Raw genomic sequence first — 15,667 nt, 5'->3', positions numbered from 1 at the left:
ATAATCAACAAAAATGAATAATTATAATTTTCAAAACAGTTTTTTAGGGATTATCTTATTGTCTGTTTTTTCAATAGTATTTATAGCAATAGTTTTATTTTTAGGATATATACTTGGATCAAAATCTAAGAAAAACAGCAATCAAAATTCTCAATTTGAATCTGGAATAAATTCTTTTGGAAATACAAGAATAAATATACCAATTAAATTTTATTTTATTGCCATTTCTTTTATAACATTTGATATAGAAATAGTATTTTTATATATTTGGTGTATTAATATACGAGAATTAGGTTGGAAAGGATTTTTAATAATACTTTATTTTATTTTAACACTTTTAGTATTACTGTTGTATTTAAAAAATAGTAAAATATTTTCTATACTTTCTAATAAAAGAGCAAATCAAAATGAAATATACTGTAATAAAAATAAAAGAAAAAAATAATAAATCTAGATATCCTCTGCAAAAAAGAAAAACAGTTTTAGATCCTATTTTAGGATATACCAAAAAAAACTTATTTTTTGGAAAACTAAAAAAAATTTTTCATACAATAGTTAATTGGGGAAGAGCAAATTCTATATGGCCATATAATTTTGGTTTGTCTTGTTGCTACGTAGAAATGACAACTGCGTTTACATCTGCGCATGATATAGCAAGATTTGGATCTGAAGTGATAAGATCTTCTCCAAGACAATCAGATCTTATGGTAATTGCTGGAACTCCTTTTATAAAAATGGCTCCTATAATACAAAGACTATACGATCAAATGCTAGAACCAAAATGGGTTATATCTATGGGATCTTGTGCAAATTCTGGAGGTATGTACGATATATATTCTGTTGTACAAGGAATAGACAAATTTATTCCAGTAGACGTATATATACCTGGATGTCCTCCTAGACCAGAAGCTTATATAGAAGCAATTCTATTACTACAAAAATCTATTAAATTAGAGAGAAGACCTTTTTCTTGGATCATAGGGGATCAAGGAATCTATAAAGCAAAAATGAAATCGCAAAAATTTCAAAAAAGAAATAAAAGAAAAGAAACAAAATATTTCAAAAATCCAGAAATTTTATAAACTATTTTAATCTGTATTTATTAGTATGAAATATACAAGAAATTACGAATATATAGTAAAAAAAATACAAAAAAAATTTAGTAAGTATATAAAATTACAAAGAAAGAGTGCTTTTAATTTTCCTGTTTTTTGGGTTAGAAAAGAAAAAATAAAATCGATAATACTTTTTTTAAAAAGTATAGATAAACCGTATAACATGCTTTATGATCTGCATGCAATAGATGAACGTTTCAGAAGAAAAAAATTCGATCCTTCAGAAAAAGATTTTACAGTTTTTTACCATTTATTATCTATAGATAGAAACGATGATATTTTATTAAAAGTAGCTTTGATTGAAGAAGATCTTAATGTTCCAACAATAACAAAAATATTTAAAAATGCTAATTGGTACGAAAGAGAAACATGGGAAATGTTTGGAATTTTTTTCGAAAATCATCCTAATTTAACAAGAATATTAATGCCAAAATCTTGGGTGGGTCATCCTTTAAGGAAGGATTATTCTGCAAAAGCTACAGAACAAAAATCCTTTTTTATGAACTCTATAAAAGAAAGGAAATATATGCAAGATTTAGAATTTGACCCAAGTGATTGGAATATGAAAAAAAACAGTAAAAAAGAAGAATTTATGTTTCTAAATTTAGGACCAAACCATCCTTCAGTTCACGGAGTTTTTAGAATTATTTTACAATTAAAAGGAGAAGAAATTATAAACTGTGCACCAGATATAGGATATCATCATAGAGGAGCAGAAAAAATTGGTGAGATACAATCTTGGCACAGTTATATACCTTATACAGATAGAATTGAATATTTAGGAGGATGCATAAATGAAATGCCATATATCTTAGCAATTGAAAAGATAGAGAATATTTTAATTACGGAAAGAGCAAAAACAATCAGAGTGCTTCTATCAGAACTATTCAGAATCAACAGTCATTTATTATATATAGGGACATATATACAAGATTTAGGATGCATGTCTCCTATATTTTTAACATTTTTTGATCGTAAAAAAATTTATGATATTATTGAATTTATAACAGGAGCTCGCATGCATCCAGCTTGGTTTAGAATTGGAGGAATAGCAAATGATCTTCCTAATGGATGGGAAAATTTAATAAAAAGTTTTTTGTCTTGGATACCAAAAAGATTAAAAATATACAGACATTTTATTTCAGAAAATAAAATTTTGGTAGATAGAACAAAAAAAGTTGCTTCTTATGATTCTCAGCAAGCAATAGAATGGGGTGTAACTGGTTCTTCTTTAAGAGCAACTGGAATAGATTTTGATATCAGAAAAAAACGACCGTATTCTGGATATGAAAACTTTGATTTTGAAATACCAATAGGAAATGGAATAAGCGATTGCTATACAAGAGCAAAAATTAAATTAGAAGAAATACATGAAAGTTGCAAAATTGTACAGCAATGCTTGGAAAACATGCCTAAAGGAGAAATTAAATCTGATCATTACCTTACAACTCCTCCAAAAAGAGATCATACTTTGTATAGTATAGAAACGTTAATTACGCATTTTTTGCATTCTTCATGGGGTCCAATAATTTCGGAAAATGAATCTTTACAAATGGTAGAAGCTACTAAAGGAATAAATAGTTATTATATAATTAGTGATGGAGGAATATGTAGTTATAGAACTAGAATTAGGACTCCAAGTTTTCCTCACTTACAACAAATACCCTCTGTTATTAATGGATCTGTATTACAAGATTTAATAGCTTATTTAGGAAGTATAGATTTTGTTATGTCTGATGTAGATAGGTAAAATAATATGAAGAAAAATAAAAATAATAACTATTTTTCTGAAAATGAAAAAATAGATATAGAAAAAGAAAAAAAAAAATACGAAAATCCAAGATCTGCAGTAATAGAAGTACTAAAAATAGCACAAAAAAAAATTGGTTGGATAGATAGTACAGCTATCTTTGAAGTTTCTAGAATTTTAAATATTTCTTCAGTAGAAGTTGAAGAGATTGCTACGTTTTACAGTCAAATATTTAGAAAACCGGTAGGAAAAAATATTATTCGATACTGCGATAGTATAGTGTGCTACATAAAAGGATATAAAAATATACTTAAAGAAATTAAAAAGTTTTTAAAAATTAATACTGGAGAAACTACTAAAGATAATAAATTTACAATTATTCCTACTTGTTGTTTAGGATACTGCTATAAAAGTCCTGTAATTATGATAAATGATGAAATTTTTGTTGATTTAAATGAGAAAAAAATTAAAAAATTATTAAATTGTAAAAAATATGTATAATAAAAAAGAAGAAACACATCCAATCACATGGAGAATTAAAAAAGATGGTGATCCTGTATTTATTACGGAATACATAAAAAAAAATGGATATAATTCTCTTAAAAAAGTTCTAAAAAGATTTTCTTTTACAGATGTTTTAGAAATAGTTATTAAATCAGGACTAAAAGGAAGAGGTGGAGCAGGATTTCCTACAGGAATAAAATGGAAATTTGTGGCAAGTTCTAAAAAAGAAAAAAGATACTTAATATGCAATGCAGACGAAATGGAACCAGGAACTTATAAAGATAGATTCATTATGGAAAGAATACCTCATCTTCTCATAGAAGGTATGATAATATCTGCATATGCTATAAGAGCTTCTGTAGGATACATATTTTTAAGAGGAGAGTATAAAAATTCAGAAAAAATACTAAAAAAAGCAATTTATGAAGCTGAAGAAAAAAAACTTCTTGGAAAAAATATTTTAAATTCTGATTTTGATTTTAGTATTTTTATACATACAGGGGCAGGAAGATATATATGTGGAGAAGAAACAGCTTTAATAAATTCTTTAGAGGGAAATAGACCCAATCCAAGAGCAAAACCTCCTTTTCCTGTAGAATTCGGTCTTTGGGGCAATCCTACATGTGTAAATAATGTGGAAACATTTTGTAATATTCCTTATATTTTATTATACGGAGAAAATTGGTATAAAAATTTATCCTTTAGTAAGGATTCTGGTACAAAATTAATAGGATTTTCAGGAAATGTAAACAATCCAGGATTATGGGAGGTACCACTTGGTACTCCTGCTGTAGAGATTTTAAAAAACTATGCAAAAGGAATGAAAAAAGGATTTTTTCTAAAAGCTTGGCAACCAGGAGGAGCTGGAACGAGTTTTCTTACCAAAAAACATATCGAAGTTCCTATGGATTTTGATAGTTTGCAAAATTTAGGAAGTAGACTAGGTACAGGAATAGCTATAGTAATAGATCATACTATAAACATGGTTTCAGTGACGAAAAATCTAGAAAAATTTTTTTCTAGAGAATCTTGTGGATTTTGTACTCCTTGCAGAGATGGCTTACCTTGGACAGTAAAAATACTAGATAGACTAGAAAAAAAGCAAGGAAAAAAAAAAGATATAGAATTATTAGAAGAGATTTGTCATTTTTTATCTCCTGGAAGTACGTTTTGTGCTCATGCTCAAGGAGCAGCTTCTCCATTACAAAGTGCAATAAAATATTTTCGAGAAGAATTTGAAATGGGGATAAAAAAAGATAAAATCATTACAAAATTTTACAATATTTAGCAATTTAATTTTTTAGATTGGAAAAATCATGACTTTTAATATACAAGTTGATGGAAAAAAATACAAAGTAAATTCTTCCATAAATCTTCTGCAATTTTGTTTATCTCTAAAAATAGATATTCCTTATTTTTGTTGGCATCCAGCATTGGGAAGTATAGGATCTTGTAGACAATGTGCAGTAAAAAAAATAGAAAATAATACCAATAGAATTGTTATGTCTTGTATGACTCCAATAGAAGAAAATTCTGTATTCATTACAAAAGATAAAGAAATACAAAAATTTAGAAAAAATATCATAGAATGCATGATGACTAATCATCCTCATGACTGCCCAATATGTGAAGAAGGAGGAAATTGTCATCTTCAAGATATGACAGTCATGGTTCGTCACAACAAAAGAAGATACGAATTTGCAAAAAAGATTCAAAAAAGTCAGTATTTGGGTCCATTTATTAAACATGAAATGAATCGTTGTATCTCTTGTTATAGATGTGTAAGATATTATAGAAATTACTCAGGAGGAAAAGATTTTGGAGTTTACGGATCAAAAAATAGATTGTATTTTGGAAGAATACAGTCTGGAAATTTAAAAAGCGAATTCTCTGGAAATCTAATAGATATTTGTCCAACAGGAGTTTTTACAGATAAAATACATTCTGAAAATTACAATAGAAAATGGGATATGAACTATTCTCCTAGTATATGCCACAATTGTAGTTTAGGGTGCAATATTTCTGTTGCTGAAAAATATGGAAAAATAATTAAAATAGAAAATAGATACCATGAAAATATAAATTCGTACTTTCTTTGTGATAAAGGAAGATTTGGTTTTAGTTATGCAAATTTAGATAGTAGACCAAAAAAAATTTTTATTAAAAAAAATAACAAAAATATAAAGATTAAAAACTATAAAGAAATAAAAATTTTACTAAAAAATTTTTTAGATAAAAAAATATTTGGAATTGGATCTCCAAAATCTAGTTTAGAAAGTAATTTTGCTCTTCAAGAATTAGTAGGAAAAGAAAATTTTTATATTGGAATTTCTAAAAAAGAAAATATAAAAATTCGTAAAATTATTGAATCGTTAAAAAAAACAGGAATTAAAACTCCTTCTTTAAAAGAAGTAGAATCTTATGATGCAATACTAATTTTATCGGAGGATGTAACACAAACAGCTCCTAGAATGGCTCTTTCAATTAGACAATCTATAAATTCAAAAAAAACTAAGTTTGCTAAAAAAAATGGAATACAAAAATGGCATTTTTATGCTATTAATAATATTGCTCAAAATATTAAATACCCACTAATAATAACAAGCATATATAAAACAAAATTGGATGATATATCATATTTGAAATACTCAGGAAGTATAGAAAAACAGATAGAAATTGGATTTTTAATATCTAATCAAATCGATGAAAAATCTCCAAAAGTGAATAGTACTTCGAAAAAAACAGTATCTTTTTCTCAAAAAGCCGCAAAAATTTTAATAAAATCTCAAAAGCCTCTTATTATAACTGGAACACAATCTAATAGTACAAATATTATTATTTCAGCAATAAATATAGCAATTTCTTTAAAAAGAAAAAATAAAAAAGTTGGAATCTCTTTCATTCTTCCTAATGTGAATAGTTTTGGATCTTCAATAATAGAAAAAAAAAGTATAGAAGAAATAAAAAATGTTCCAGAAAATAGTACTTTAATTGTATTAGAAAGCAATATACTGGAAAAAATGCATCATAAAATTAAAAAAAGAATAGTAAAATTCTTTAAGACAATTATTTTTATAGATTCTCAAAAAAGAAAAATAGTAGAAAAAAAAATAAATATATTTTTACCTTGTGCATCTTTTGCAGAAGGAAGTGGATTAGTAGTAAATCAAGAAGGCAGAATACAAAATTTTTTTAAAGCGTACGATACTAAATTTTATAATAAAAATTCTGATATATTAGATAGTTGGAAATGGATTTATCTAATGTACGCAATTCGATTCAAAAAAAAAGAAATGAAATTTATTAGTCTAGAACAAATTAGAATAAGAATAGTAAAAAAATATAAGATACTTAGCAAAATACAAAATTTTATACCTAATTCAAAGTATGCATTTAATAGAAAAAAAACTTCCAGATGTTCTATAAGGTATAGCGGAAAAAATGCAATTTTTGCAAATATTAATGTGCATGAAAGAAACATAAAAAATGACCGAGACACAATATTTTCATTTTCTACAGAAGAAATACAAAATACACAATCTAAAAAAAAAGAAATACCATTCTTTTGGTATCCAGGTTGGAATTCTAACAATGCTTTAAATAAGTATCAAAAAAACATTGGTGGTAAATTACTTTTTGGAAATCCAGGAGAAAAAATGATATTAAATAAATTAGAAAATTTAGTATATTTTAAAATTCCTCATTTACGAAATTTTCAAATGAACACAAAATTTTGGAAATTTATACCTTATTGGCATATATTTTTTAGTGAAGAAAATCTACAAAAATGCAAAAATTTTAAGATAAGATACTCTAATCCCTACATTTTTATTAATAAAAAAGATGCTGTATTTCTTAAAAAAAATAGCAATTCTATTGTCAAATTTTTTTTTGAAAACATTAGATTTAAAGCAATTTTAAAAGTCAGTACAAGTATTGATGAAAAAAGTATAGCTATACCTTTTAATTTTTCTAAAATTCCAGAATGGATTTTTGAAAAAAAAATAAAAAATATACGTAAAATACTGCAATAAATATAATATGAATATACTTTTATTTATAAAAGATATAATCGTAATATTTTTCTTTCTTATTATTTTTGGATCCTATATGAGCATTATAGAAAGAAAAATATTAGCTTATATGCAAAATAGATACGGACCAAGATTAGGTTTCGGAGGATTTTTACAAATTTATGCTGACATGATTAAAATTTTATTTAAAGAAGACTGGATTCCAAGATTTTCAGAAAAAACTATTTTTTTTATTTCTCCAGCAATATCATTTTTTTGTTCAGTTATGATTTTTTCTGTTATTCCAATAACAAAAAATTTTATGATTTCTAATCTAGATATAGGAATTTTGTTTTTTTTAATGATATGCAGTATTTCAGTATATTCAACAATTTTTTCTGGTTATTCAAGTAATAATAAATATTCTTTAATAGGATCAATTAGATCTATTGCACAAACAATTAGCTATGAAGTGTTTTTAGGAATCTCTACAATGAGTGTAGTAGCTAAATCAGAATCTTTCAGTATTATAGAAATAGTCAATGCACAAGAAAAAATTTGGAATGTTATTCCACAATTTTTTAGTTTTTTGTGTTTTTTATTTTCTTCTATAGCAATTTGTCATAGACATCCTTTTGATCAACCAGAATCTGAACAAGAACTAGTTGCTGGATATCATACAGAATATTCTGGAATAAAATTTAGTTTATTTTTTATTAGTGAGTATATTTCTATGATTTCTATGTCCTCCATGATAGTAGTTTTATTTTTTGGAGGATGGAAAGGACCAGTTCTTTATCCAATAGTTTGGTTTTTTATAAAAATTTTATGTTTTTTATTTTTCTTTATACTTCTTAGAGCTTCTCTACCAAGACCAAAATATGATAAGATCTTAAAATTAGGATGGTTTATACTACTTCCATTATCTCTATTGAATTTAATGCTAACCGCATTTTTTTTACTAATTTAAAATGCTTTTATGAAAAATTTAGAAAAGTTTATAAAAAATATACTTAGTGTATTTAAAACAATATTAATTATTTTTTTGCAAATTTTTAAAAAAAAAGTCACTATTTTATATCCAAAAGACAAAACATTTTTAACTTCTAGATATAGAGGAAGAATTGTACTAACTAGAAATTTAGATAAAACAGAAAGATGTGTAGCCTGTGGACTATGTTCTGTAGTATGTCCAACAAATTGCATTGCTTTACAAAAAAAAGAAAAAAAAGGAAGATGGTATGCTAAGTTTTTTCGTATAAATTTTTCAAGATGCATATTTTGTGGATTTTGTGAAGAAGCTTGTCCAACCAAAGCTATACAGCTTATTCCTGATTTTGAAATGTCAGAATTTGAAAGAAAAGAACTAGTTTATGAAAAAAAAGATCTACTTATTTCTGGAGAAGGAAAATACAAAAATTATAATTTTTATGAAATTTCAGGAGTAAAAGAACCAAAAAAGAAAAAAAAAAAGAATTTACATAAAGAATCAGATTTTAAAAGTATTTTACCTTAAAAATAAGCAATGGATAGATTAATCTTATATATTTTAGAAGCGTTTTCTATTATCTCTATATCAATTTCTATACTACAAAAAAAAGTTTTTTATAGCATAGTATACTTAATTATATTTACTATTTTAATTGGAATAATGTTTTTTAATATAAATTCTAATTTTTGCGCAATATTGGAAATTATAATATATTCTGGAGGAATACTAATAATATTTTTATTTTCTTTAATGACTTTAAATAAAAAAGAATTTGGAGAAAAAATAGAATTTAATAAAGAATTTTTTTTAAAAATTTTCGTATCTTTTTTTTCAGTTCTTTCTTTTTTATATTTTTTTTTAAAAAAAAAATTAAATGAAAAATCTATTTTGTATAAAAATTTCACTATCAAACAAATTAGTAAAGAATTCTTTGAAAATTATTTCTTTTTTGTAGGAATAGTATCGATTATTATATTATCCGGAATAATAGTTTCTTTTATTCTTTGCAAAAATAAAAAAAATAAAAAAAATATATGATATCCTTACAAAATGCGATCATTTTTTGTTCTTTTTTATTCTTTTTAGGTTTTTTAGGCATAATAATAAAAAAAAATCTTATCCATACTCTAATTGGTATAGAAATTATGACTGCTTCTTCTGGAATATTATTTGTATTTTCAGGGAAGTTTTGGAATCAAATTGATGGAGAAATAATTTATATTCTAATGCTTAGTTTTTCTGTAATAGAATCAATTATTCTTCTTTCTTTACTATTCTTTTTATACAAAAATAAAACTATACATTTAGATGAACTAAGTGAGAAAGACAAATGATTTTTTTTTGTTATTTAATAATTTTAATACCTCTTATAAATTTTTTTATTTTTCATACTTTATTAAAAAATGTATCAAAAAGAATTCTACTTCTGATCACAAATATTAGTATTTTTCCTTTCTTTACATTATTTTTATTCTTTGCATCAAAAAATAAAGATTTTTTAGTAAGTACATTTGTATATAATTGGATCAAAATAAAAGATTTTAAAATACCATTTTATCTATATATTGATAAATTTTCTTTAGTTATGATTTCTATAATATTCGTAATTAGTTTTTTAATATATTTGTACTCTTACTGGTATTTTAAAAATTCTTTTGAATATAAAAAATTTTTATCTAAAATAAATCTTTTTATTTTTGGAATGATTTTGTTGGTTACAGCAAATAATTTTTTATTTGCGTATTTTGGATGGGAAATAATTGGAATGTGTAGCTATTTATTAGTTTCTTTTTACAATAATCAAAAAAATAGTGAAAAATTTTCAAAAAAAGTTTTTTTTACAACAAAAATTGGAGATTTAATTCTATTAATTTCTTTCTTAATAATTTATAAAAATTTTAAAACTTTAGAATTTGAAGAGATACAAAATATTCTAAGAACTTCTAAAATTTATTTTTCAAACTTTGAAATTTCTACTGCAATTTTTTTATTTTTTATAGGAGCTATTAGCAAATCAGTACAAGTTCCTATGCATATATGGCTACCAAACGCAATGATAGGACCTACACCAGCCTCTGCCATAATACACTCATCGACTATGATAACGGCAGGAATATACTTAATTATTAGAAACTATGATATGTTTATTATGTATCCTTTCATGCTAAAAATTATAGAAAGCATAGGAATTATTACTATAATATTTGGAGCTTTCTGTGCCTGTAGGAATAAAAAAATAAAAAAGATACTAGCATACTCAACAATTAGTCAAATTGGATACGTATTCGTATTTATAGGAACGAAAAACATAAAATTAGCTGCTTTATATACTGTTTGTCATGCTTTCTTTAAGTGTTTATTATTTCTTGTATCTGGAAATTTGATAAAATTCAGTAATGAGAAATCTAGCATAAAAAGTATCGGTACAAATTACAAAAGTATATTTTTACTGTATTTTTGTTTTTTATTAGGAAGTCTTTCTATGATGGGATTTCCATTATTTTCTGGTTTTTTCGCTAAAAAGGAAATTATATCTGTATTTATAGAAAAAAGAAACTATTTCTATGCCTTTTTATTATTTATAGGAGCTGCATTAACAAGTATTTATACTTTTAAAATGATATTTTTAATTTTTTATAGAGAAAGAAATAAAAACTTTAAAAAAAGTTATAGTTTTTTTAATATATTTCCTATAATTATTTTAGCAATTTTTTCAACTTTTTTAACAAATATAATTTATGAACCAATCTTACAAAATCATTTTATTAAAGAAAAAACTATAGAAAATACGCATCTCTTAAATTTTTATATAGAATTTTTTCTTTTATTTTTAAATATACTAGTTGGAATACTAAGTAAAAAATATTTTTTATACGGAAAACCAAAAATTAGAATAGAATTAAAATCATTGGATTTTTTAAAAAAAATTAATTCTGATTGCTTTTGTAAAAAAATTTTTTTTCATTCTTACCTAATTTTAAGTAGAATGTTTAAAAATGATCTGATTAATTTAGTTATAGAAAAAACTATAAGTACTGTATTTCAAAAAATTAAAAAAAAATCTTTTTTATTATTAAGAGGAAAAATAAATATTTATATTTTTTATATAGGAATTTGTATCCTACTTATTTTAATAATGATAATTTTTTATAAAGAAAATTTTTTTAATAATTTTTTATCTAAAAATTCATGAACCTCATTTTTATAATTTTAATTCCTTTTATTGGAATAATATTTTGTCTATTACATAATAGAATTCATAAAATTTCACAAAAATGGATTGCTTTATTTTCTGTAGTATCTACTTTATTTTTAACTGTATTTGAGTTATTTAAAAAAATTCAAGAAAGAAATTTTAATTGGATTTCTCAATTTCAATTTCCTTGGATTCCAAATTTCGGTATAAAATTTCACTTATCATTGGACAATCTATCTTTCCTTATGATATTTAGTACAACTATTGTATCAATTACAGCAATACTTTGTTCTTGGAAAGAGGTTAAAGATAAAGAAAAAAATTTTTTTTATACAAATTTGCTATCTATTTTTTTAAGTACTATTGGTATTTTCCTTGCTTCAGATTTATTTTTATTTTTTTTATTTTGGGAAATATCTTCAATATCGATATTTTTTCTCATTTCTTTTTGGAATACAAATTCTGAAAATAGTAAGAAAAAATACGAATCTGCAAAGAGTTTTTTCATGTATTCCCAAATGAGCAGTGCGTTTATGTTTTTAGGAATACTTTTTTTGGTAATAAAACAGTACCAAACAACTAATATTTTAAGTTTTAGTTATTTTGATATATTAAAAATTCGATTAGGCATTTGGGAAGAATATTTTATTATGATTTTATTTCTTTTTTCTTTCATTATTAAACTTCCTATTATTCCTTTTCACGGATGGCTAGTAAAAGTACAGTCTAATTCTCATTTTTCTGGAACAGTAGATTTAATAAGCATAATTATAAAAACTTCAGCATATGCTATTTTAAAAATTAATACAAAAATTTTTCCAACTTCTTCTTATTATATTGAAAATTTTATGATGATTTTTGGAATAATTAATATTGTCTATGGTTCAGTATGCGCACTTAGTCATAAAAACATTAAAAAAATTATCTCTTATAGTACAATTTCTCAAATGGGATTTATTTTAATAGGTATCTATGCAAATAACAGAATTTCTTATAAAGGAACTATAGTTCAAATAATTTCTTACTCTCTATGTACTTCTGGAATTATTGCTATATTTGGACAAATATTTCAAAGAGTCAAAACATATAATATAGAAGAAATGAATTTTTCTAAAAAAAAATACTACTTTTTCTATAAAATACTAGGATTTTTTTTGTTTTCTTATTTAGGTATTCCTGGATCTGTGAGTTTTGTAGGAAAAATCATGATTTCATTCGGAAACTTTTTTAAGCATCCTATAGTATCAATAATTTCTATTTTTTCTTTTTTTCTATCTTCTATATATTGTATTAATATACTACATAAAGTTTTTAATATAAAATTTATCGAATATTCTAAAATAAAAAAAATTCGTTTTTTAGAAAAGTTTATTCTTTTATGGATTAGTTTTTTTATTCTTATTTTAGGAGTTTTTCCAAATATTATTCTAAATTCAATTGAAAAATAAAAATATAAATTAAAATTATGAATCAACTAAAAGAAGTTTTTATTTTTTTTCCTTTTTTAGCTATAGAAACCATTATTTTTATTAATATATTCATTATTGCAGTAAAAAAAAGAAAATTTTCTGAATTTTTTTCCATATTTAGTCTAATTTCCATACTATTTATTTTTTTATTTTATAAAAAAAATAGTCTAAATTTAAAATTTAAAGAATTTTTTTTATTTGATAATTTGTACTTTTTTTACTCCATTCTATCTTTAACTTTAATAATCTTTTTATTTTTAGATTGTAAAATATTTTTCAAATCTGAAAAAAAAAATTTAAATAATTTGGAAGAAATTTATATTTTATTTTTTATTTCTTTAATTTCATCTATGATAGTATCTAGCTCCAATGGAATGATAACTTTATACATAGGAATAGAAATTTTTTCCATTACTTCATTTGGAATTGTAAGTTTTATAGAAAAAAATAAATATACTAAAGAATCTATTACAAAATATATATTGTATTCTGTAGTATCTTCTGCAATACTACTGTTTGGAATTGCTTTGGTATACGCATCAATAGGAAAATTTAGTTTTTCTTCTATACAAGAAAATATTTTTCTAATAAATAAAGAAAAATTAGAAAATACTATTTTTTTAGTAGGTTTATCATTTTCTTTAGTAGGAATATCAGGAAAGTTATCTTTATTTCCATTTCACTTTTGGACTGCAGATACATATCAAGGAATTTCTAATATTAGTAGCATTTTTATTAGTACTATAGGAAAAGTTATTTTATTTTCTGGAATATCAAAATTTTTGTTAAAAACTTCCATTTTAGAAATTGAATACATTTATTATTTAATATACATTTTAGTAGTTCTTTCCATATTTTTTGGAAATTTTATAGGCTTCTTTCAAAAAAGACTAACAAGAATGATAGGATGCTCTTCTATAACTACTACAGGTATTATTTTATCTCCATATTTAATAAAAAAAGGGATTTTAGAAGAAAACCAAGCAATTAAGTTATCTATAAGTTATCTTTTAGGATACATAATTACAATTTTAGGAATTTTTTTATTCATACAAATAATAGAAAAAATAAAAGAAAAAGATGAAAAGGAAATTGGAATAGATAAAATTTTTAGTTATGAAGGATATCTTCATAATTTTCCTATTTTACGTTTCTCTTTTTTGGTATTTTTACTTTCTTTTTGTGGACTTCCAATAACTATTGGATTTATAACAAAATTTTTTATATTATTTAGCTTTATAAAAAATAACTTTTTTATAATTCCAATTTTCATACTAGTAAGTAGTTTTTTAGGAATTTTATATTTTCTAAAAATTACAAAAATTTTATATTCAAATAAAAAAATCCATAGTTTAATTGTAAAAAAAAATAGTAAAATACTTATCTATAAATTTTTTATGTTTTTTTATTCCATAGTAATAGTAATTTTCGGTTTGCATCCGAAATTAATAGAAGATATAATAAATCTTTTTTAATTTATATTTTAAATTTTCTAAGTTCTTTACGATCAATTTTCGAATCAATTTGTCCTACTAAATAGGAGCTTACTTCTGATTCTTGAGGAGCTACTTGAACATTATCAGAAATTAACCATGAGTTTATCCATGGTATAGGATTATTTAAAGAATTTTTAAAAAGTATTTCTAATCCTACAGATTGCATTCTAATATTTGTGATATATTCTATATATTTTATTAGTATTTTTTCATTTAATCCAATCATAGAATAATTTTTAAATAGGTACTTAGCCCAATTTTTTTCTTGTTTAGCAGTAAGTAAAAAAATTTTTACGCATTCTTTTTCGCAACTGTGAGAAATTTCTAACATTTCTTTATCATCAGAACCAGATTGAATAAGATTAATAATATTTTGTGTACCTAGCAAATGCAAATACTCATCTCTAGCAATAAGTTTTATAATTTTTGCATTTCCTTCCATTAATTCTCTTTCTGCAAATGCAAAAGAGCAAGCAAAACTAACATAAAATCTTATTGCTTCTAAAGCATTTACACTCATCAAACAAAGGTATAGTTTTTTTTTTAATTTTTTAGTATCTACATGAATTTTCTTATTATTTACAAAATGCACTCCTGATCCTAAATTATGATAATAATTTGTCATTTCTATTAAATCGTCATAGTACTTTGAAATATCTTTTGCTCTTCTAAAAATTTGTTCATTAGTAATAATTTTACTAAATACAATAGAGGGATCATTAACAATATTTCTAATAATGTGAGTATAAGATCTAGAATGTATAGTTTCAAAAAATGACCAAGTTTCTATCCAAGTTTCTAATTCTGGTATAGAAACTAAAGGCAAAAAAGCTATATTAGGACTTCTTCCTTGTATGGAATCTAAAAGAGTTTGGTATTTTAAATTACTAATAAAAATATGTTTTTCTTGAATAGATAAAGATTCATAGTCAATAGCATCTTTCGAAAGATCAATTTCTTCTGGTCTCCAAAAAAAAGATAATTGTCTTTCTATTAGTTTTTCAAAAATTTCGTATTTTTGTTGATCAAATCTTGCAATATTAACAGACTGCCCTAGAAACATAGGTTCTAATAATTGATTATTATTTTTTCTTGAAAAAGTTGTGTAAATCATATTGATCCTCTATATCAAA

At 23.5% G+C, this 15,667-nt stretch carries 14 protein-coding genes; 13 read left to right on the top strand and 1 reads right to left on the bottom strand.

Annotated features, from left to right (window positions below; translation table 11 throughout):
• Positions 1 to 13: 13 nt before the first annotated feature.
• Genes AOQ89_RS01040 through AOQ89_RS00980 form a run of 13 tightly spaced genes read left to right on the top strand, consistent with a single transcriptional unit; the run spans position 14 to position 14,513 of the window.
• Positions 14 to 445 (top strand): NADH-quinone oxidoreductase subunit A, encoded by a 432-nt coding sequence (locus AOQ89_RS01040; protein ID WP_080872493.1) that lies wholly within the window; start codon positions 14 to 16, stop codon positions 443 to 445.
• On the top strand, positions 408 to 1,082 hold the full coding sequence (locus tag AOQ89_RS01035) for an NADH-quinone oxidoreductase subunit B (RefSeq protein ID WP_080872489.1): 675 nt from the start codon (positions 408 to 410) through the stop codon (positions 1,080 to 1,082). The genes AOQ89_RS01040 and AOQ89_RS01035 overlap by 38 nt, the downstream gene beginning before the upstream one ends.
• Positions 1,083 to 1,107: 25 nt before the next feature.
• On the top strand, positions 1,108 to 2,865 hold the full coding sequence (gene nuoC, locus AOQ89_RS01030) for an NADH-quinone oxidoreductase subunit C/D (RefSeq protein WP_080872486.1): 1,758 nt from the start codon (positions 1,108 to 1,110) through the stop codon (positions 2,863 to 2,865).
• A 6-nt stretch (positions 2,866 to 2,871) separates the two neighbouring features.
• Positions 2,872 to 3,366 (top strand): NADH-quinone oxidoreductase subunit NuoE, encoded by a 495-nt coding sequence (gene nuoE, locus AOQ89_RS01025; protein ID WP_080872483.1) that lies wholly within the window; start codon positions 2,872 to 2,874, stop codon positions 3,364 to 3,366.
• Entirely contained in the window at positions 3,359 to 4,657 is a 1,299-nt protein-coding gene (nuoF, locus tag AOQ89_RS01020; RefSeq protein WP_080872481.1) for an NADH-quinone oxidoreductase subunit NuoF, read from the top strand. Before nuoE ends, nuoF begins: the two co-directional genes overlap by 8 nt.
• A gap of 28 nt (positions 4,658 to 4,685) precedes the next feature.
• Entirely contained in the window at positions 4,686 to 7,403 is a 2,718-nt protein-coding gene (gene nuoG / locus AOQ89_RS01015; RefSeq protein ID WP_080872479.1) for an NADH-quinone oxidoreductase subunit NuoG, read from the top strand.
• 7 nt (positions 7,404 to 7,410) lie between these two features.
• Entirely contained in the window at positions 7,411 to 8,352 is a 942-nt protein-coding gene (gene nuoH, locus AOQ89_RS01010) for an NADH-quinone oxidoreductase subunit NuoH (RefSeq protein ID WP_080872477.1), read from the top strand.
• 9 nt (positions 8,353 to 8,361) lie between these two features.
• Positions 8,362 to 8,898, top strand: a complete 537-nt coding sequence (gene nuoI, locus AOQ89_RS01005) for an NADH-quinone oxidoreductase subunit NuoI (protein ID WP_080872473.1) — start codon at positions 8,362 to 8,364, stop codon at positions 8,896 to 8,898.
• A gap of 9 nt (positions 8,899 to 8,907) precedes the next feature.
• Positions 8,908 to 9,411, top strand: a complete 504-nt coding sequence (locus tag AOQ89_RS01000; protein ID WP_080872471.1) for an NADH-quinone oxidoreductase subunit J family protein — start codon at positions 8,908 to 8,910, stop codon at positions 9,409 to 9,411.
• Complete coding sequence (locus AOQ89_RS00995; RefSeq protein ID WP_080872470.1) at positions 9,408 to 9,707, top strand: NADH-quinone oxidoreductase subunit NuoK; 300 nt, start codon at positions 9,408 to 9,410, stop codon at positions 9,705 to 9,707. Before AOQ89_RS01000 ends, AOQ89_RS00995 begins: the two co-directional genes overlap by 4 nt.
• Positions 9,704 to 11,566: an NADH-quinone oxidoreductase subunit 5 family protein gene (locus AOQ89_RS00990; RefSeq protein ID WP_080872468.1), complete on the top strand. Its 1,863-nt coding sequence runs from the start codon at positions 9,704 to 9,706 to the stop codon at positions 11,564 to 11,566. Before AOQ89_RS00995 ends, AOQ89_RS00990 begins: the two co-directional genes overlap by 4 nt.
• Positions 11,563 to 13,017 carry a complex I subunit 4 family protein gene (locus tag AOQ89_RS00985; protein ID WP_080872466.1) on the top strand — a complete coding sequence of 485 codons (1,455 nt, stop codon included), beginning with the start codon at positions 11,563 to 11,565 and terminating at the stop codon, positions 13,015 to 13,017. Before AOQ89_RS00990 ends, AOQ89_RS00985 begins: the two co-directional genes overlap by 4 nt.
• 17 nt (positions 13,018 to 13,034) lie before the next feature.
• Positions 13,035 to 14,513, top strand: coding sequence for an NADH-quinone oxidoreductase subunit N (locus AOQ89_RS00980; protein ID WP_080872464.1), 1,479 nt, complete (start codon positions 13,035 to 13,037; stop codon positions 14,511 to 14,513).
• A 1-nt stretch (position 14,514) separates the two neighbouring features.
• On the opposite strand, the gene nrdB is transcribed toward AOQ89_RS00980, so the two are convergent.
• Entirely contained in the window at positions 14,515 to 15,648 is a 1,134-nt protein-coding gene (gene nrdB, locus AOQ89_RS00975) for a class Ia ribonucleoside-diphosphate reductase subunit beta (RefSeq protein WP_080872463.1), read from the bottom strand.
• Positions 15,649 to 15,667: the final 19 nt, after the last annotated feature.

The organism is bacterium endosymbiont of Pedicinus badii (genome assembly GCF_002075085.1).
Classification (GTDB): domain Bacteria; phylum Pseudomonadota; class Gammaproteobacteria; order Enterobacterales; family Enterobacteriaceae; genus PRUG.
Note: the sequence above shows the minus strand (reverse complement) of the source record. Positions and strands in the feature narration are given on the sequence as shown.